Source organism: Nocardiopsis chromatogenes YIM 90109 (assembly GCF_000341185.1).
In the GTDB taxonomy this organism is placed as follows: Bacteria; Actinomycetota; Actinomycetes; order Streptosporangiales; family Streptosporangiaceae; genus Nocardiopsis_A; species Nocardiopsis_A chromatogenes.
Window position 1 is genome coordinate 1 of the sequence record NZ_ANBH01000015.1, and the last position, 20,129, is coordinate 20,129.

Here is a 20,129-nt window from a genome sequence, read left to right on the forward strand (position 1 = left end):
CTCCCGCGCCCCGTTCGGCGGCCGGAACGGCGTCGCGGACGGTGCGGGCGTGCGTTCATCGCGATACCTGAACGGAATCCGGCGCCAAAAGGCCCCTAAACGGCACACCTGGGCCATTTACCGAGCCCGATGTCACCGCCTGTAGCCGATATCGGCCCCGCGCGGGTCCCGGGAGCCCGGCAGAGGCGCCCGGGCGGCCCCGCGCCCGCCCCCGCACCTGAGCCGAACACCCCAATCAGGCACGAACAGGGCCTACCACTTGCAGAACCTGTTCTGGAATCGCGGTGTTCGTCGCCCCGGGGCCTCCGGGAACGTCGATGGGCGCGTTTCCCGCCCCCGCCCGCACGTAACACGGAGTGTTCACCCAGGTCAATGCCCTGCCAGGGTTCGCCGCACCGGCCCGGCGGCCGCCACGGGCGCGGAAAACCGCGAACCCCGGTACCGCGCCGCCCACCCGGAGCGCAAGGGACCCCGCCTCCCGGCAAGCGGGGCCGGGGAACCCGCCCCGCTCACCCCGTCGCCGCCCATCACGGCGACCACGCACACGCCCCGCGGTCGACAGCGCTGCGGGGTGGGCCGCCCGCCTTCGTCATCGCCGCCTTCCACCCGCGCCCCGGCGGCCCGCCGGACGGCGGGCAGGTCCGCGCGGAGCACCAGCCCCCGCCGCCCCGCCGGATCCGCGGTCCGATTCGTGCTCCGACAGGCCCATCTCCGCCCCAGCGCGCGTTACCTAGCGCAAGGTACTTTTCACCGGACCGCCGCCGCCTTACCGTGGTCTGCATCACATCCGAAGGCGGGACGCGTCAGGGAGGCACGATGGTCCCGGCGGTCGTGCTCGGCACGGTCATCCTCCACGTGCTGACCGCGCTCTGCCTTCTGCTCTCCCGCTGGGGATACGCCCGCGCCCGCGCCGCCGGGCCACGGTTCCCCGCCGTCGGCGCCGACGAGCTCGACCCCACCGACCTGGGCATGCTCGCGGGCGGCCGGACCCGGCTGGGCGAGGTGGCCCTCGCCGAGCTGTACCTGTCCGCCAAGGTGATCGCGCGCGGCAACGGCGCGGTGTCATCCCCCGAGCAGCCCCCCAGCGGTACGGCGCCGCTCCCCCGCCCCCCGTCCCCGTTCGGCCGGATCATGGAGGCCTCGCTGGAGCCCGGCCGCTGCGTCCCGGCCGAGCAGCTGGTCGAGTCGGCGACGCGCGGGGACGCGACCACGGCGGTCCTGTGGCGCCTGCGCCGCCTCGGCCTGTTCTCCGCCCCGGAGAGGCTGCGCCGGGTCCGGCGGCTGCGCCGCGCCGCCTGGGCCGTGCACGCGGCCGCGGGTGCGGGTGCGGCCGTGCTCGGCGCCGTGCTGCTCCTGGCGGGCATGCGGCCGGGGCCCGACCCCGTGCACGCGCTCTTCCCAGCGGCCTTCGCCCTGCTGCTGATGGCCTACCCGTTCCTGCTGCACGTGGCGCGGCGGCTGCTGGGCGGACTTCCCGGCGCGGTGGCGTGCGGAACGGGCGCGGCCGCTCTCGCCTTGGCCGCCGCCCCGCTGCCGCGCGTGGCGCTCGCCGTCCCGGCCCTGTACGGGTGCTGGTTCGGGGTCCACTGGGTATACCGGGCGACCGGGGGCCGGTTGGGCCCGCGCACGCTCGCCGGGGACGCACTGCTGGCGGAGGCGCGCGCGGCGGAGGCGGCCCCCGGCCCCATCGGGGCCCTGCGGACGACCGCGTTGGAGGGCTTCCCCGAGCTGCGGCGGCGGGGCCCGGGGAGCGGTGTGCCCCCGCAGTCCCGGGAGGAGGCCCTGGTCCGGTCCTTCGCCTCCGCCTGCGGACGCGGTCTCGGCCGCGTGGACACCGGCCTGGGCGGCGACTTCGCCGGGGACGGCGGCCGCGGCACCTGGCGCGGGGACGGCGACGCCCCCAAGGTCGAGCGGCACCGGCGCTGGTAGGCGGTGGTCGCCGTCGGCGGTGCGCCCGCCGTGGGGCCCATCGTCATGGCGTGCACATGGGCGATGGCCCTCGCCGGTCCGAGTGTGTCCGTGGGTGCGGAGAGCGTTTGTCGATGAGGCCCGACAGCGCCTCCGCTCGCCGCAGGGCCGTGCCGATGAGCCCTGACCGCGCCCCCTGCGACGGGGCGCACCCCGCCCCTCCTCGACAGCCGCCCCCGGCTCCGTCCATGAAGCCGCACCTCAAGGCGGAACGCCCGCAGCGAAGCGGAGAGGGACGGCCTTGAGCAGCGGCGAGCGGCCGCCATACCCGGTGGCGAGGAACGCCGCGGCGGTGCCAGAACCCATCGACACCGCGCGGAGCCCTCAGAGCGCTGTCAGAACCGGCGTACAGACGCTCTCACTTCTCGGCGACATACTCACCGGTCGATCGTCGCCTCGGCCGCGCCCCATTCCGCACCCCGCATAGGTGGAGACCGGGTGCCCCCTGGGCAGGGGCTCGGTCCGCGCCCGGCCCTCCGCACACCGAACGCTCGAATAGGTGATCCCGGGCCACCGGGGGTTCACGCCTCGGGCGGCCCTATTGCGAAGCCTTCTCGGTCTCCTCCGGCTCGGCGGCCGGGGCCGTGTCCGCCCGCCCGGAGCGCTCGGCCGCCACGGACTCGACGGGGACGTCCCTGCGCCACGTGCTCACCGCGTCGAACAGGCCGTACTGCAACACCGCCACGAACGGCCAGATCACCAGGGCCGCCGTGGCGTCCAGGCGGAGGCGGTCGGTGATCACGTCCTGCGGCTCGGCGGCCGCGAGGGCCCGGGCGAACGTGTCCCCCTCCAGAAGCACACCGGTGCGCCACATCAGTACGGTGCCCAGCACCGCGCCCGCGACCAGGCCGAGCAGGCACACCATCCGCACGTCGAGCGGCGGCCGTCCCCGGTCGGCCCGGCGGCGCGCCATCCGGTACTGGATGAGGAAGGCTCCGTACCCGGTGGCCATCCCGGCCCCCGCGGCGATGAGGGCGTAGTGGCCCTGCACCGAGAACGCGGTCTCGCTGATCGGATAGGGCAGGGGCTGTCCGTCCAGGCCGACGGTGACCTCCGGCCTCGGCGCCAGCCACCACCACAGCACGCCCAAAGGGCCCCCGAGGAGCGCGACCGCCCCGAGCACCGCACCGCCCGCGGCCAACCGCCCTCGCACCATCCCGGGCGCCCCCTTCCGTTTCCGCTCACACGAATCTATCCCGCTCCGCAGGCCGGAAAACCAGTGGTCCGCCCCGGGGGCGCCGGTGACAATGAGCGCATGGACACGTCTTGCGACAGTCAACCCGCGCTCGCCGACCCCGGGGCGTGCCGCCCGACGCCTCCCCCGGTGTGGGCGGACGAGACCACGATGCTCAGCGCCTTCCTGGACCGGCACCGCGCCTCGGTGCGCCGGGCCTGCGCCGGGCTGTCACCCGCCGCGTCCGCCGCCGCCCCGGTACCGGGCTCGCCGCTGCTGACGGCGCGCGGCGTGGTGTCCCATCTGACCTGGTCGGAGCAGCACTGGTTCGAGGCGGTCCTGCTCGGCCGCCCGGACCGGGTGTTCGACCCGCCGGAGGGGGCACCCGCGCCCCCGCCCGGCGCCGACTGGCGGCCCGACCCCGGCACGGGGCTCGCGGGCCTCATCGGTGACTACGAGGCGCAGTGCGAGCGCTCCCGGACGATCACCGCCCGCCTGGAGCCCCGGTCGGGCGCGCGCCGCTCCCGGGTGGGCGAGCCGCCGGTGACCCTGCGGTGGGTGCTGCTCCACATGGTGGAGGAGACCGCGGCGCACGTCGGCCAGTTGGAGCTGCTGCGGAGGATGGTGAAGATGTAGCGCTTCGGACCTTCCCTGACACGGGGCAGGGCGGCCGCGGAGGCGGATGGCGTTCGCTGGAGTGGTGGAACCTTCAGCGCTCCCGGCCGCAATGGGCGCGTGGCCGGAGGCCGACTGAGGCCGACTGCCGATGGCCACGTGCGCTGGAGTGCAGTGGGGGAGCCTCCGTCCGGCCAGGTCGGCCCGCTGGTTACGGCTCCGGGGCGGACCGGGCCGCCGTCGATGCCCTGACCTGCGGCCCGCCCTTCGGTGGACGGCCGGAGCCGCCCGCCGAAGGCGGTCGCAGTCGGCAGAAGCTCCACCACTCCAGCCGACGCCGTCCAACCGATGGTCAGGGCGCCGACGCAGGGGGCGGGCCACCCCGATGCCGTGGCGACCGCGCCGACCTGCTCGGACGGGAAGCGACACCGCTCCAGCGCACGCGACCACAGGCAGGACGCCGGTCACGGCACCGACGCAGAGGCACGGCCACGGAAACAAGGCCACCCCGGCACCGCAACGATCGCACCGGCCCGGCCGGGCGCCGATCCCACGGACATGCCCCGGAGGCGCCCTTCCCGAGGGTGCCGGGCCCGGACGACCAGTCGGAACGGGCCGCCTTCCCGCAGAACCAACGAAGGCGGGGCCGCCGGTGCGGCCCCGCCTCGTTCATCGGTCACCGGGTCTCAGGGACTCGCGGCCCCATGAGGGCTATTCCTCTTCGTCCCCGTCCGCATCCTCCGTAGGCGCCGTGTCGTCCTCGGCGAGGATGCGGTACAGCTCGCGCCGGGTCTCCGACAGCATCCGCTTCGCGCGTTCCTGCTGCTCGTGGGTGCCGACCTGGGCCACCTGGGCGGCCGCGGCCATCAGCTGGTACGCCAGCGCCTGCACCTCCATCTGGCCGGAGTGCGCGTCCTCGAACTCCTCGGCCGCCGCCTGCCACGGCGGGGGCAGGTCGCCGCCGCGCTCGTCCACGTACGCGCGGCCCTCCTCGGTCAGCTCGAAGGGGCGCCGGCGGCCGCCGCCCTCGGTCGTGACCGGGCGGACCAGCCCCTCGTCCTCCAACTGCTGGAGCATCGGGTACACCGACCCGGGGCTGGGCCGCCAGGTCCCGGAGCTGCGCTCCTTGCCCTCGCGGATGATCTCGTAGCCGCTGAGCGGCCCCTCGGCCAGCAGCAGCAGGATGCCGGTGCGCACATCGCCCCGGCGGGCCCGCCGTCCGCCGCGGCCGCCGCGCCCTCCGCCGAACGGGCCCCCGGGCCCACCGCCGAAGGGCCCACCCGGTCCACCCGGGCCGCCGAAGCCGAAGGGCGGCCCCCACGGCCCGGCGGGCGGGACCGGCGGCATGTGCGGCCCGGGGCCCCCGCCGAACGGGCCTTCGGGCGGGCGCCCGCCCCCCCTTCCGTGGCCGTGCGGGCGCCCCTGGTCGCCCATCTTCATCCAGTGCTTCAGCGCCCGCCGGGCGTCGCGCTCGGACCACGGCGCGGAGCGCCCGCCGCCGCGCGAGAAGCGTTCGTCGCGCAGGCGCGCGGCGCGCGGGTCGCGCGCGTTCTCGTCGTCGCGGCCGCTCCAGGGCCACGGCATCGCCATCGCGGTCATGGTGTCCTCCTGGTTCCGGGGCCGGGGACGTGTGCACATCCGACCGGTCCCGATAGGTGATCTTCTATCTTGATAGTTAACGATATATCGGTACCGGTCGTTTGGCAAGCCGTGGCGGACACCGGCTCCCGGACACGACGAAGGCCCCGCCCTCCCTCGGGGAGGACGGGGCCCGACCATGCGCGCCCGGGCGGGGCCCAGCGGCTAGACGCCGCCCAGGCAGTTGGAGCCCAGCAGCGCCTTCAGCTCGCCCATCAGCTCCGGCGACGGGCTCACCCGCAGCCCCTCGTCCAGCGCGAACACCGTGGTGCGGGGACCGTTGTGCACCTGCAGGTGCACCTGGGTCTGCCCCTTGTTCCGGGACAGGATGTCGCGGAACTCGGAGATGGTGCCCTTCTGCACCCGGGAGATCGGCATCGACACCACCACCGGCTGCTCCTTGCCCACCTGGGACAGGTCCGGCTGGATGACCTCCATCGCGATCAGCTTGGGCACGTCCTCGCGCCGGTCCAGCCGCCCCTTGATGAACAGCACCGCGTCCTCGGCCAGCACGTGCGAGCACAGCTGGTAGGTGTTGGGGAAGATCATGCAGTCGACGGCGCCGCCCAGGTCCTCCAGCTGGGCCATCGCCCAGCTGTTCCCCTGCTTGGTGATCTTGCGGGTGAGCCCCGACAGCAGCCCGCCCACGGTCACCATGGAGCCGTCGGCCCGGTCGGCCAGGTCGGCCACCGAACAGTCGGCGTTGGAGGCCAGCAGGCTCTCCAGCCCCAGCAGCGGGTGGTCGGACACGTACAGGCCCAGCATCTCCCGCTCGAAGGCCAGCAGCGTGGTCTTGTCCCACTCGCCCTCGGGGATGTCCGGCACCACCTGGATGCCCGACTCCGGCTCGGCGATGCCGCCGAACAGCGAGTCCTGCCCGGCCGCCTCGGCGCGCTTGTGCCCGATGATGGCGTCGATGGCCTGCTCGTGCACGAGCACCAGGCCCTTGCGCGGCTCGCCGAACTCGTCGAACCCGCCGGCCTTGATCAGCGACTCCACCACGCGCTTGTTGCAGACCTGCTGGGGCACCTTGTCCAGGAAGTCGGCGAAGGAGGTGAAGCGCCCCTTCTCCCGGCGCGCCTTGACGATCCCGTCGACGACGTTGGTGCCGACGTTGCGCACCGCCGACAGGCCGAAGCGGATCTCCCGCTCGCCGCGCGGGGTGAACGTGGCGTCGGACTCGTTGACGTCCGGCGGCAGCACGTTGATGCCCATGCGGCGGCACTCGTTCAGGTAGAGCGCGCTCTTGTCCTTGTCGTCGCCGACCGAGGTGAGCACCGCCGCCATGTACTCGGCCGGGTAGTTCGCCTTGAGGTAGGCGGTCCAGTACGACACCAGCCCGTAGGCGGCCGAGTGCGCCTTGTTGAAGGCGTAGTCGGAGAAGGGGACGAGGATGTCCCACAGGGTCTTGATCGCCTCGTCGGAGTAGCCGTTCTTCTTCATCCCCTCGCTGAACGGCTTGAACTCGCGGTCGAGGACCTCCTTCTTCTTCTTGCCCATGGCGCGGCGGAGCAGGTCCGCTTCGCCGAGCGTGTACCCGGCGAGCTTCTGGGCGATCTGCATGACCTGCTCCTGATACACGATCAGGCCGTAGGTCGTGCCGAGGATCTCTTCGAGCGCGTCGGCCAGCTCCGGGTGGATCGGGGTGATCTCCTGCTGGCCGTTCTTGCGCAGGGCGTAGTTGATGTGCGAGTTGGCGCCCATGGGACCGGGCCGGTACAGGGCGCCGACGGCGGAGATGTCCTCGAAGTGGTCGGGCTTCATCTGCCGCAGCAGCGCGCGCATCGGGCCGCCGTCGAACTGGAAGACCGCCAGGGTGTCGCCGCGCTGCAGCAGCTCGAACGTGGCCGGGTCGTCCAGGGTCAGGTCGAGCAGCTCGACCTTCTCCCCCCGGTTGGCCTCGATGTTCTTGATGCAGTCGTCCATGATGGTCAGGTTGCGCAGCCCGAGGAAGTCCATCTTCATCAGGCCGAGCGTCTCGCAGGTCGGGTAGTCGAACTGCGTGATGATGACCCCGTCGGAGTCGCGCATCATGACCGGGATGTGGTCGGTGATGGTCTCCGAGCTCATGATGACGCCCGCCGCGTGCACGCCGGTCTGCCGGATCAGCCCTTCGAGGCCCTGGGCCAGGTCCATGACCTGCTTGACCTCGACGTCCTCCTCGTAGAGCTTGCGCAGCTCGCCCGCCTCGTTGTACCGGGCGTGCTTCTCGTCGAAGATGCCGGTCAGCGGGATGTCCTTGCCCATGACCGCCGGGGGGAACGCCTTGGAGACGCGGTCGCCCAGCGCGTAGGGGAAGCCCAGGACGCGCGAGGCGTCCTTGATGGCGGCCTTGGCCTTAATGGTGCCGAAGGTCGCGATCATGGCGACCTTGTCCTCGCCGTACTTCTCGGTGACGTAGCGGATGACGTCGCCGCGCCGGCGCTCGTCGAAGTCGATGTCGATGTCGGGCGGGGACTCGCGCTCGGGGTTGAGGAACCGCTCGAAGATCAGGCTGTGCGGGATGGGGTCGAGGTCGGTGATGCCGAGCGCGTAGGCCAGCAGCGACCCCGCGGCCGACCCGCGGCCCGGCCCCACGGCGATGCCGTTCTCCTTGGCCCAGTTGATGAAGTCGGCGACCACGAGGAAGTAGGAGGGGTAGCGCTTCTGGATGATGACGTCGATCTCGTACTCGGCCTGCTCGACGTAGCCGTCGGGGATGCCCGAGGGGAAGCGGCGCTCCAGCCCCTGCATGACCTCCTTGCGGAAGAAGCTCTCCTCGGTCTCGCCCTCGGGCCAGGGGAGCTTGGGCATCAGGTCGTAGTAGTCGAACATCCCGGAGGTGTCGACCATCTCGGCGATGGCCAGGGTGTTCTTGCACCCCTCCAGCCAAGCGTCGGAGGTGTCGATCGCCCGCATCTGCTCGGCGGTCTTGAGGTAGTAGCCGGACCCGCCGAACTTGAACCGGTTCTCGTCGGAGAGCTTGGAGCCGGTCTGGATGCACAGCAGCGCGTCGTGGGCGTCGCGCTCGTTCTCGTAGGTGTAGTGCGAGTCGTTGGTGACGACGAACCGCAGGTCGAGCTGCTTGGCGATGGTCAGCAGGCCCTCGCGGACGCGGCGTTCGATGTCGAGGCCGTGGTCCATCAGCTCGACGAAGAAGTTCTCCGGGCCGAAGATGTCCCGGTAGTCCGAGGCGGCCTGGAGCGCCTCGTCGAACTGGCCCAGCCGCAGGCGGGTCTGCACGGCGCCGGAGGGGCAGCCGGTGGTGGCGATGATGCCGCCCGCGTACTCGGAGATGAGCTCCTTGTCCATGCGGGGCTTGCGGAAGAAGCCCTCGGTGGAGGCGCGCGAGTTGAGCTTGAAGAGGTTGTGCAGCCCCTCCTTGTTCCGCGCCCACATGGTCATGTGGTTGAAGGCGCCGCCGCCGGAGACGTCGTCGCTCTTCTGGCTGGGATCGCCCCAGCGGACCGGCTTCTTGTGGTACCGCGACTCCGGCGCGACGTAGGCCTCCACGCCGATCACCGGGGTGACCCCCGCCGCCTGCGCCTGTTTGTAGAAGTCGTAGGCGCCGTGCATGTTCCCGTGGTCGGTCATGGCGACCGCGGGCATCTTCTCCTGCTGGGCGACCTCGAAGAGGTTCTTGAGCTTCGCCGCACCGTCCAGCATCGAGTACTCGGTGTGGACGTGCAGGTGGACGAAGGGATCGGCCATGGCGCGGGGTTCCCCTCAAGCGAGTCGGTGGGACGGCGGACGCCTCCTGAGCCTACGGCCATCACACGGGTGCCGGGGCGCCTCCGCGCCGCATCGGCGGTGTCCAGAGAAACACACCCTTCCCGGGCGCGGCGGCGGCCCCCGGCCCGACCTGGGCGGGCGCGCGGGGCGGCCCCGGCGGGCCGCCGGGCCGGTCGGGCCCGTTCACCCCGTTCCGGTCCCCCTCGAACACCGTGGCCGGGGACCGCCCCCCTCGCCCAAACCTATCGATAACAGGTTACACCTACCGATCCACCGGAACCGTCTAGCCTTCCCCGTGCCCGGAATGCAGACTGAAACTCGTTCTGCTTATTCAGGGAGGCGTGATGACGTCGTACGACCGGCTCTTCATCGACGGACGGTGGATGGCGCCCGCCGGTGGCGGGGGGCTGCAGGGGATCGGCCCNNNGGTGATCGGCCCGCACGACGGGCGGACCGTCGGGTGGGCCCCGGAGGGGACCCCCGCCGACATCGGCCTCGCCGTGGACGCCGCCCGCCGGGCCGCCGACTCCGGGCCGTGGCCGCGGACCTCCCCCGCCGAGCGGGGCGCGGCCCTCGGGCGGCTGGCCGAGGCATACGGCCGGCGCGTCGGCGGCCTCGCCGGGCTCATCACCGCCGAGATGGGCAGCCCCCTGTCCTTCTCGCAGCTCGCCCAGGCCCCGCTCGCCCACTCCGTGCTGGAGTACTACGCGGGCCTGGCCGACCGGGTCGGCTGGAGCGAGGTCCGGCCGGGGCTGCTCGGGCCGGTGCACGTCGAGCGCGAGCCCGCCGGGGTGGCCGCGGCGATCGTGCCGTGGAACGTGCCGCAGTTCCTCATCGCCGCCAAGGTCGCCCCGGCGCTGCTGGCCGGGTGCGCGGTGGTGGTCAAACCCGCGCCGGAGACGCCCCTGGACCCGTACGTGCTGGCCGAGGCCGCCGAGGAGGCGGGACTGCCTCCCGGGGTGCTCAACATCGTGGCGGGCGGGCGCGAGACGGGCGAGCACCTGGTGGCCCACCCGGGCGTGGACCATGTCGCCTTCACCGGCTCGACCGCCGCCGGGCGCCGCATCGGCGCGCTGTGCGGCGAGCACCTCAAGGGGTGCAGCCTTGAGCTGGGCGGCAAGTCGGCCGCGGTGATCCTGGACGACGCCGACCTCGACGCCTACCTGGCGATGCTGCCGCTCACCGCGCTGCTCAACAACGGGGAGGCGTGCATCGCCCAAGCACGCGTGCTGGCGCCCCGCTCGCGCTATGACGAGGTGGTGGAGGCGGTCACCGAGAAGGTGGCCGCGCTCCGTGTCGGCGACCCGTCCGACCCCGCGACCGAGGTGGGGCCGCTGGTCTCGGAGCGCCAGCGCGAACGCGTCGAGGGCTACATCGCGCTCGGCCTCAAGGAGGGCGCCCGCATCACCACGGGCGGAGGGCGCCCGAAGGGCGGAGGCCGGGACGGCGGGTTCTACGTCGAGCCGACCGTCTTCGCCGACGCGGGCAACGACATGCGCATCGCGCGCGAGGAGATCTTCGGCCCGGTGGTCGTGGTGGTGCCCTACGACGGCGAAGGGCCGGAGGGGGACGACGAGGCGGTGCGCATGGCCGACGACAGCGAGTACGGGCTGGCCGGGTCGGTGTGGACGTCCGCCCCGGAACGGGGCCTGGCGGTGGCCCGCAGGGTGCGCGCGGGCACGTTCGGCGTCAACGCCTACAACATCGACGTGAACACGCCGTTCGGCGGCCGCAAGGCGAGCGGGGTCGGAAGCGAGTTCGGCCCGGAAGGGCTCGACGAGTACCTGCGGTGGAAGTCGATCCCGACCCTCGGCTGAGGGGCGCGGCCGCCCCGGCGGCGCCGGGGCGGCCCGAAAGGAACGCCCCACCGCCGGAATTCGGCGCGAGGCAGGAACAGCAGGCGAAAGTGAAAGCGCATGTCGGCCGAGGGGACCGCCCCTCGGCCGTTTCACCGGCGGCGGGCCGGCGGTACCCCGGCGAGGTGCGCCCGCGGCTGGAAGGATACGGAGGGGCCGCCTCCGCCGGAATGGTGTCATTTCCTTCCGACCAGCGGCCGGTACGGCTCTGGGCCGCACCCGGTCCGCCTTCGCGCCCTCGGCAGGCGCCCGGCCTGCGGAGGCCGCGGCCCGGACGCCGAAGGCTCCTCCGCTCCGCCGGACGCCGTCCACGACGGCGCCCCGCGCCTCTGTGCCGCCACCGGCCCGCAAGGGCCCAGGTGAACCGCCATTCTGGTCGCGGTGGTCGAACGCCCTCCCCCGGCTCCCATTCCTCCCGTTGATAACCGCTCTGTAACGGCCGCTCGGCGGCCTCGGCCCGCCCCCACCTCTCCCACCTGGGATTTTTCAGTAGCCGAATCCCTACATAGCGTATTCACCACCACGGCGGGAACAATAAGGAGCCAACCGAATCGCACACCTCGGACAACCGCAGAAAGTGACCGCGCCACGGTGGCTTCTCCTTCTCACCCCCTCACCCCCGCACCGCTCTCCCTCCCCACGTGGCAGGTACGGATCCCCACCCTCCATGGTGCGGTCGCCGGGGGCGGCGTCGTGCTGCCCGGCGGCCGGATCCTCACCTGCGCCCACGTCGTCGACGCCGCGCTGGAGCGCCCCCGCGGGCAGGCGCCCCCGGCGCGGGCCGCCGCCGTGCCCGTCGAGGTGCCCGGCGCGGGCGGCTTCCCCCGCCGCACGGCCCGGGTCGACCCCGGCGCCTGGGACCCGGCCGGGGACACCGCGGTGCTGCGGCTGGACCCGGCCCCCGGCGCCGCCGACCCCGAGCCCGCGGTGCTGCGCGGCGTCATGGAGCGGATCCGGCGCACCCGGCGGCCGCGCGCGGTGCACGTGCGCGGCCACCCCGCCCGGTACGCCGCCGAGGCCCCGCTCGGGCTCAGCGCCTTCGGCCGGGTGGTCGGCGACGGGGTGCGCGCGGGCGCGGCCCAGCTCGACCTGGACCCCGGCGCGCCGATGGGGATCATGCCCGGGTTCAGCGGGTGCGGGGTGCTGGACGTGGAGGAGGGCGCGGTGATGGGCATCGTCGGGCAGGCGCTGCTGGGCCCGGGCGGCGAGGGCGGCCGGCTGGCCGCGGTGGTGCCGGTCGAGGCCGTCGCGTCGCTGTCCCCGCTGGCCGCCGACCCCGGGCGGCAGGGGGTGGAGCGCGCGCTGGGGGCGGTGCCCTTCGCCGACGCGGCCTCGGCCTACCGGGCCGCGACGGCCTCCCGCGCCCTGGAGGCGGCGCCGTTCCGCACCGCCCTGGAGGCCTTCGACCACCTGAGCGGCCTGGCGCCGCGCGGGGACGGGCTCCCCCGCGAGGTGGTCTTCGCCGAGGAGGCGGCCCGGCTCGGTGTCGGCGACCCCGCGGTGCTGCGCGCCTACGCCGACACCCGCGGGCCGGGCGAGGTGCCCCGGGAGGCGCTGCTGCGGCTGCGCGGCGGCCCGGCGCCGATGCCGCGCTCCGGGGCGCGCCTGGAGGTCACCGCCGAGCCGCTGCCGGGGCCGCCGGGGCGTCCGCGCCGCTACGAGGTGCGCGCACGGGTGCGCGCCGGGGGCACGGTGACCCCGCGCGGCGCGGTCCGGGTGGAGGCGAACGGCTTGCGCCCGGCGGTGCTGGACATGGTCACCGACGTCGAGCGGATGCTGGAGCAGCGCTCGCGCGCGCAGGCCCCGGAGCTGGCCCTGGATTTCATCCTCCCTTTCGATCTGCTCATTTCCGGCGACGTGCCGCACTGGAGGATCAGGACCCCGATGAGCCCTTATGGGGAGCGCCTGGGCAGCGCCTACGAAATCGTTCTCCACAGTTACGAGCGGCAGCGGGCGCGGCAATGGAGCCGCGCACGGCGGCAGCGGCGGCGCCGTATCGAACATGTGACCGGGAGCGGCCAGGGCCGGGTGCGGCGGATCGGGGCCCGCCACCGGGGCGCGGGGCCGCTGCACGACCGGTTCACCGACCCCGCGGTCGCGGTGTGCCTGCTGGTCGAGGGCGCGGCGCCCGGCCTCCGGGAGGCGCTGGCGGCGGCGCTGGAGTCGGGCGTCCCGGTCGTGGCCTGGCGCGCCTCGGCAGCCCGCCGCCCGGGGCCCACACGGCGCCCGGGAGAGGAACATGAGAACACGGCGGCCTTTCCTCCGTTGGACAACGAGTACGCTTTCGATACCTTGATTTCCCGGGAGCGTCACCAGCTCACCCGAGAGGAGATCGGCGACCTCCCGAAACGCCTGCTCGAATGGCGTATCGCCGCCACCGATACCGACATTTCCGACGCGACGACCACGAATACCGGCGACCCCTTCGACATCGCACTTCTCAGCGACCTCACCGGCCCCGCCGCCGAGGAGCGCGGGCCCGGGTCCATCGCCGCCCCTGAGGAGACCCCGGACAGCGAATAGGGAGGTCCCGCCGATGACGTCCGCCCCGGAGCCCGGCCCCGGGCGGCCCGAGAGCGGCCCCGCGTTCCCCTCCTGGTGGATCTACCGGGGCACCGGAACGCCGAGCCCGTACGCGCCGCCGCTGGGCGAGCGGCTCCCCCCGCCGCCGCCGTGGCGCCGCTTCCCCGGGGTTCCGGACGGGACGGATCCTCCGGTCGACGAGGCCGAAATGGAGCGGGTGCTGGGGCCGGGGCACGGCGCGGGCGTGCGCCGGCTCACCGAGGCCGAGACCGCCGTGGCCGACGCGGTCAACGCCGCCCTGCTGCTGCGCCGCCCGCTGCTGGTCACCGGGCGCCCCGGGGTGGGCAAGTCCAGCCTGGCCTACCGCGTCTCCCGCGAGCTGGGCCTGGGCCGCGTGCTGCGCTGGTCGGTCACCAGCCGCACCTCCCTGGCCGACGGCCTGTACTCCTACGACCCGCTGGCGCGCATCCACGACATCAGCGCCGACGCCGCGGCGCTGGGGCCCGACGCCGCCGAGCGCGAGGGGCGCCGCCCGATCGGGGACTACCTGCGGCTCGGGCCGCTGGGCACCGCGCTGCTCCCGGCCGAGCTGCCGCGGGTGCTGGTCATCGACGAGTTCGACAAGGGCGACGCCGATCTGGCCGACGACCTGCTGGACGTGCTGGAGAACGGCCGGTTCCGCATCCCCGAGCTGGCGCGGCTGCGCGCCTCCCAGCCCGAGGTCGCCGTCCCCACCGACGACCCCGGCCGCACCGCGACCGTGCGCGGGGGCGAGGTGGTCTGCCGCGAGTTCCCGTTCATCGCCATCACCAGCAACTCCGAGCGCCCCTTCCCGGCCGCGTTCCGCCGCCGCTGCCTGCCGGTGGAGCTGCCCCCGCCCACCCAGGAGCAGCTCGCCGAGATCGTCGCCGCGCACTTCTCCGGCCGCGACGCCGCCGCCGACCGGGAGCTGATCCGCGCGTTCGTGGAGCGCTCGGCGGGCAAGGGCGGCCTGTCCATCGACCAGCTACTCAACTCGGTCCATCTCGTTAGTTCCGATGTCCGCGCGCGTGCCACATCCTGGGATCCGAACGCCTGGCAGCACGTCCTCGACGTGATCTGGCAACGCCTGACCGAAACGGGCCCTGAGTGAGCGCGCGAGGCGAGCGACCCCTGCCGCGGGCCGAGCAGCCGCGAGCCGAGGGGGCGGAGCGGGAGCCGCCCCCCGATGAGGCGTACCCTCAGGACGCCGGCCCGCTGTGGTGGGAGGTCGCCGACGCCGTGTGGCTGGCCGCGCACAGCGGCACCGCCCCGGACGCGGCCGGAGGCCCCCCGCCGCCCGCGCCGCACGGCGCGCCCGCCCGGCACGAGGCGGAGCCGGGCGCCCCGGAGGGCGGCCCCGGGGAGGACGCCGAACCGCTCGCCCCGCCCGACCCTCCCGGCCCGCACGGCGCCCCCGCCTCCGAGCCCGGCGACGGCGCGCCCGGGGGCGGCGCTCCGTGGCCGGAGGGGCCCCCGCCCGGCGCCGGGCCGCCCTTCCCGCCCGTGCGCCCCGACCGCGACGGCCGGGACGACTTCGCCGCCCCCGGCCCCGCCGACGGGCCCGCCTCGGACCTGCCCGACCCGCAGGGCCTGGTGCGCGCCCTGCTGCGGCTGCGCCGCACCCGCCTGACGCCCGGCACCGGTCCCCTGGACGAGCGCGCCACCGCCGAGGGGTACGCCGAGCGCGCACTGGCCCGGCCCTCCGGACCGGGCACCCGCGGCGTCCCGCTGCTGCCCCGCTTCTCCGGGGAGCCCGCCTCCCCCGACTCCCTCACCGTGCTCGTGGACGCGGGCCTGTCCATGCTGGTGCACGAGCCGCGGGTGAAGCGGTTCCTGGAGCTGCTGGCGCCGCTGAAGGTGTGCGCCCGCACCCGCGTGCTGCGCCTGGACTCCGACAAGGCCTGGCACGACGACCTGGTGCTGCGCTCCGAGCGCGGCCCCGCGCCCTCCCCCCGGCGGCTCGTCGCCGACGGCGGGAGCCAGGTGGTGCTGGTGCTCACCGACGGCGTCGGCGAGGGCTGGCACCGGGGGGCGGTCCCCGCGTGGCTGGCCCGCTGGGGGCGCACCGCCGCGGTCGGCGTCGTGCAGCTCCTGGACCGGGCCCAGTGGCCGCGCACGGGCACCCGGCCCCGGCTCGCGGTGCTGCGCCCGCCCGACGAGTCCGGGCCCTCCGTGGCCCCCAACGCCGACTACCGGACCGTGCCCGCCGCGCCGGTCGACGGGCTCGCCGAGCCCTTCGGGCCGGGGCGGGACGGGGGCCCCGACCTTCCCCCCGACGGCGCGGTCCCGGTGCCCGTCGTCCCGCTCGACGCCGAGGAGCTGGGGGCGTGGGCGGGGTTCGTGTCCCAGCGCCCGGAGGCCCCCGAGCTGACCGCCTCGGTGCTCTACGCCGAGGACGCCCCCGGAGGCCCTCCCCCGTCGGCCCTCCCCCGCCCGCTGGTGCGGCGCGGGGCCGGGCCCGGCCCCGCGGACGCCGCCGAGCTGGTGGAGACGTTCCGGGAGACGGCCTCCGCCCCTGCGGTGGAGCTGGCCGTGTGCCTGGCGGCGGTGCCGCTGAACCTGCCGACGGCGCACGCGGTGCGGGCGCGGTTCGTGCCCGGGGCCACCGCCTCCGACCTGGCCGAGGCGCTGTGGTCGGGGCTGGTGGTGCGGCGCCCCGGCGGCATCCCCATCACCCGCGCCGACCAGGTGTCGCTGGGGTTCCGCCCCGGGGTGCGGGCCGCCCTGCTGGCCTCCGGGGCCACCCGCGAGCGGATCCGGGCGCTGCTCGCCCTGGCCGCCGAGCGGTTCGCCGGGGCCGCCCCGTGGATGGAGGCGTTCGCGGCGCTGCTGCACGGGCGGACCTTCGACCCGGCGCTGCCGCCCGTCCACGACGAGACCGCCCCCATCGCCCGCGCGCTCCGGCCCGCGATGCGGGCGCTGCCCGGGGTGATGCGCACGGCGGCCGACCTGTGGGACGTGGCGCCGGCGGGCGGGGCGGGGCCGACGGGGCCCGAGCACGAGCGGGCGCACGAGGCGGCGCCCGCTGACCACCAGGTACGACCAGAACAGAGGGACGACGTGGCTGCTGGAGATTCCGTGTTCCCTGGAGCCGGCCGTGCGGGCGCCCCTGCGGCGCAGCGCCCGGAGGTGCCCGCCCAGGAGGGGCGGCCACGGGAGGACGACACCGCACCGGGGCACAGGCGTCCGCCGACGGACCGCTCTCGCCCGTTCGTGTGGGGCAGGATCCCGCCCCGCAACCCGTCCTTCGTGGGCCGCCACGCCCTGCTGGAGGAGCTGTCGCGGCGGCTGGCCTCGGGCGACACGCACATCCTGCCCCAGGCGCTGCGCGGCATGGGCGGCGTGGGCAAGACGCAGTTGGCCACCGAGTACGCCTGGCGCCACCGGACCGACTACGAGCTGGTGTGGTGGATCCCCGCGGACACCCCCACCCAGATCCAGCAGTCGCTGATCGACCTGGCCCCGCGGCTGGGTGTGGCCACCGACCGGGACCCGGCGAGCATCTCCCGGTCGGTGCTGGAGGCGCTGCGGACCGGCCACCCCTACCAGGACTGGCTGCTGGTCTACGACAACGCGGCCGATCCCGAGGACGTGCAGCCGCTGCTGCCGAGCGGGGGGCCGGGGCAGGTCCTCATCTCCTCGCGCTCCTCGCAGTGGCGCAACGCCGGGGGGAACCTGCTGGAGGTCGACGTCTTCCTGCGGGAGGAGAGCATCGAGCTCCTGCGCAAGCGCGGTCCAGAGGCGCTGACGGTGCCCGATGCCGACCTGATCGCCGACAAGCTGGGCGACCTGCCGCTGGCGGTGGAGCAGACGGCGGTGTGGCTGTACGAGACCATGATGGACCCGCGGGACTGGCTGGAGGTGTTCGACGAGAAGCAGGAGGAGCTGCTGACCAGCGTCGCGCCGTCGCCGGACTACCCGTGGACGGTCGGGGCGACCATGAACATGGCGCTGGACCGGCTCTACCAGACCGACCCGGCGGCCCTGCGCCTGCTGCAGGTGTGCGCGTTCCTGGCCCCGCAGCCCATCTCGCGCCGCCTGTTCAACGGTGCGCGGAACGTGGAGGGGCCCAGGGAGCTCCAGGAGATCCTGTCGGACCCCGCGGTCCGGCTGGGGCGGGTGCTGCGCAGCATCGACCGCTATGCCCTGGCGCGGATGGACCACCGCAACGGCACCTTCCAACTGCACAAGCTGGTGCAGGAGACGCTGAAGCTGCCGCTGACCGACGAGCAGCGGGCCGAGTTCCGGCACTGCGCCCACCAGCTGCTGGCCAATTTCGAGCCGGGGGATCCCGAGTCGGTGCTGGACTGGCCGCGCTATGCCGAGCTGCAGCCGCACATCTGGGAGACCGAGCAGTGGGACTGCCAGAGCGGCTGGTGCCGCCAGCTGGTCTGCAACCAGATCATGTTCCTCCACCTGTGGGGGCGTCCCCGAGCGGCCAGGACCCTGGCCGAGACCACCATCCGGCACTGGACGCACCATCTGGGCGACGAGCACACGCAGACGCTCCGCGCCCAGGCGCTCTACGCGGCGCTGCTGTCGGCGTTCGGCGACTTCGAGGACTCCCACGAGCTCACCCTGCACGTGGTGGACGCCCTCACCCGGCTCAACGGGCCCGACGACGCCGAGACGCTCAGCGTCATGAACGACCTCCCCCCCGACCTGCGCAAACTGGGGCGCTACTACGACGCGCTCGAAATCAGCGGCAACATCTTCGAGCGCCAGGAGCGCCTCATGGGGCGCGACGACCCGGAGACCCTGATGGCGGCCCACATCCACGCCGTCGGCCTGCGCATGGTCGGCCGGTTCGAGGAGTCGCTGGAGATCGACCGGTACAACCTGGAGCGGCGCACCGAGATCCTCGGGCCGGAGAACCTGCGCACCCTGTCCAGTGAGTACACCCTCGCGCTGGGGTACATGGAGTCGGGCGACTACTGGCGCGCCCTGGACATCATGGAGGGGTCCCGGGTCACCATCGAGCGCGTCTACCCCGCGGACAACCAGTTCCGGCTGGGCGCCCTGCTCGTCCTGTCGACGATCCTGCGCAGGATCGGGCGCCTCGACGAGGCACTGGCGATGTCGGACGAGACCCACCGGCTCTACGTCCAACGCGAGGGCAGCTCCTCGCTCTACGCGCTCCAGTCGGCGGGGTGCCACTCGGTCAACCTGCGGGCGGTGGGCGAGCACGACCAGGCGCTCTCCCTCTCCGAGCACGCCCTGGAGGGGCTGCGCGCCGTCTACGGCCCCAACCATCCGCTCTACGCCGACGCGGCCGTCAACCACGCCGTCGTGCTGCGGCTCCTCGGCCGCCTGGACGAGGCCCGGAGCCTGGATGAGGCCGCGCTGGCCGTACACGAGGACCGGCTCGGGCCGAGCCACCCGAACACGCTGGCCAACGCGGTCAACCTCGCCAGCGACCTGTTCGCGCTGGGCGCGCCCCGGCGCGCACTGGAGCACGACCGGCGGACCCACGCCCTGGTCGTGGAGAACCTCGGGGAGGACCACCCGCTCACGCTGGTCGTGGAGCGCAACCTGCTCCTCGACCGGACCGCCGAGGACGGCCAGGTCCCCGTGGAGGAGAGGGAGCGCCTGCTCGCCCGGTACCGGAGCGTGTTCGGCCCGGACCACCCCGCGACGGCGTCGGCGGTGCGGGACGTGCGCGGCAACTGCGACCTCTTCCTCAGCCTGATGTGAGTGCGCCCCCGGCCGCCCTCAGGCGGCCGCGGGGCCGTCACCGGCGCGGACGGCCCATGCGATGAGCCGCGTCCACTCGCCCTCGCCGAACCGCAGGGGCGCCTCCCCCCTGTTCCGGGAGTCCCTCATGAGCACGCCTCCCCGCGGAGACGGGCCCGCCTCCACGCACTTGCCATCCTGCTGGTTGCTCCACGAGGACGTGCGCCAGCCCCGGCCGTCGTACAGCCCGGGGCGGGCGGAGGAGGGCCGGTGCGCGGTACACCCGTCGCCCCCCTCGACCGACGGAGTCGGCTCAGCGCTCATCTGCACCTCGCGGCCGTGCGGTGGGGACACGCTCGGGTACGCCACGTAGGGGCGGCACACACATCTGCTCCCATGACGAAGTTCGCGACTGGGCGCCAGTCGGCCTGTATATCCCCGACGCTTTTACCTTCATGTCGGCCACTCCCGGACATTTCCCTTACGCGCAAGGGGATTCCGCGCTGGGATGGTCTCCCGTCCGGACCGGGCGGGACCGCGGCGAAGGGCGGAGGCGATGGCGGAGATCGTGCGGTTCCCCGACGAACGGGGCGGTGAGGACGCCTACGTGCTGATCGAGGCGGCGGGCAGCTCGCCGCAGATGCGCGACGTGAGCGGGCGGGACATCCTGCGCAGCGCGGACGAGACGGCGCAGAGGGTGTTCGGCCGCATCCGCGACATGTCCGCCCTGGTGGTGCGGGAACTGCGCGACCTGCCGGGCGACCCGGACGAGGTGACGGTGGAGCTGGGGATGAACGTGAGCGCCGAGGCGGACGTCTTCCTGGCCAAGACCGCCGCCCAGGGCGCCGTGAAGGTGACGCTGACCTGGAGGTCGGGCCCCGCACCGGGTGAGGGCGGCCGGGCCGGTGAGGCCCGGGGCGGGTGAGGTCCGGGGCCGGTGAGGCCCGGGG

The 20,129-nt window shown here is 74.2% G+C and carries 11 protein-coding genes; 7 read left to right on the top strand and 4 right to left on the bottom strand.

Going from position 1 to position 20,129, the window contains the following annotated elements:
- Positions 1-816 precede the first annotated feature (816 nt).
- On the top strand, positions 817-1,929 hold the full coding sequence (locus D476_RS0101295; RefSeq protein ID WP_017622177.1) for a TIGR04222 domain-containing membrane protein: 1,113 nt from the start codon (positions 817-819) through the stop codon (positions 1,927-1,929).
- Between the two features lie 577 nt (positions 1,930-2,506).
- Here D476_RS0101295 and D476_RS31760 read toward each other — a convergent pair.
- Positions 2,507-3,124 (bottom strand): hypothetical protein, encoded by a 618-nt coding sequence (locus D476_RS31760; protein ID WP_017622178.1) that lies wholly within the window; start codon positions 3,122-3,124, stop codon positions 2,507-2,509.
- Between the two features lie 189 nt (positions 3,125-3,313).
- Between D476_RS31760 and D476_RS0101305 the strand changes: the two genes are divergently transcribed.
- Entirely contained in the window at positions 3,314-3,778 is a 465-nt protein-coding gene (locus D476_RS0101305; RefSeq protein WP_026123122.1) for a mycothiol transferase, read from the top strand.
- A 690-nt stretch (positions 3,779-4,468) separates the two neighbouring features.
- Here the strand turns inward: D476_RS0101305 and D476_RS0101310 are convergent.
- Positions 4,469-5,356 (bottom strand): PadR family transcriptional regulator, encoded by an 888-nt coding sequence (locus tag D476_RS0101310; RefSeq protein ID WP_017622180.1) that lies wholly within the window; start codon positions 5,354-5,356, stop codon positions 4,469-4,471.
- A gap of 204 nt (positions 5,357-5,560) precedes the next feature.
- Positions 5,561-9,085, bottom strand: a complete 3,525-nt coding sequence (gene dnaE, locus D476_RS0101315; protein ID WP_017622181.1) for a DNA polymerase III subunit alpha — start codon at positions 9,083-9,085, stop codon at positions 5,561-5,563.
- Between the two features lie 365 nt (positions 9,086-9,450).
- Here dnaE and D476_RS0101320 point away from each other — a divergent pair, with 365 nt between their 5' ends.
- The 4 genes from D476_RS0101320 (at position 9,451) to fxsT (ending at position 19,200) form a co-directional block, all read left to right on the top strand.
- Positions 9,451-10,923: an aldehyde dehydrogenase gene (locus tag D476_RS0101320; protein ID WP_017622182.1), complete on the top strand. Its 1,473-nt coding sequence runs from the start codon at positions 9,451-9,453 to the stop codon at positions 10,921-10,923.
- Positions 10,924-11,553: 630 nt separating this feature from the next.
- Positions 11,554-13,485, top strand: a complete 1,932-nt coding sequence (locus D476_RS0101325; protein ID WP_152529188.1) for a VMAP-C domain-containing protein — start codon at positions 11,554-11,556, stop codon at positions 13,483-13,485.
- A gap of 13 nt (positions 13,486-13,498) precedes the next feature.
- Positions 13,499-14,617: an AAA family ATPase gene (locus D476_RS0101330; protein WP_017622183.1), complete on the top strand. Its 1,119-nt coding sequence runs from the start codon at positions 13,499-13,501 to the stop codon at positions 14,615-14,617.
- Positions 14,614-19,200 carry an FxSxx-COOH system tetratricopeptide repeat protein gene (gene fxsT, locus D476_RS0101335; protein ID WP_017622184.1) on the top strand — a complete coding sequence of 1,529 codons (4,587 nt, stop codon included), beginning with the start codon at positions 14,614-14,616 and terminating at the stop codon, positions 19,198-19,200. Before D476_RS0101330 ends, fxsT begins: the two co-directional genes overlap by 4 nt.
- A gap of 18 nt (positions 19,201-19,218) precedes the next feature.
- Here fxsT and D476_RS35405 read toward each other — a convergent pair whose 3' ends face one another.
- A complete protein-coding gene (locus D476_RS35405) occupies positions 19,219-19,503 on the bottom strand; it encodes a DUF397 domain-containing protein (RefSeq protein WP_086002611.1) in 285 nt (94 codons plus the stop codon).
- Positions 19,504-19,735: 232 nt separating this feature from the next.
- Here D476_RS35405 and D476_RS31765 point away from each other — a divergent pair, with 232 nt between their 5' ends.
- Positions 19,736-20,104: a CU044_2847 family protein gene (locus D476_RS31765; RefSeq protein ID WP_017622186.1), complete on the top strand. Its 369-nt coding sequence runs from the start codon at positions 19,736-19,738 to the stop codon at positions 20,102-20,104.
- Positions 20,105-20,129: the final 25 nt, after the last annotated feature.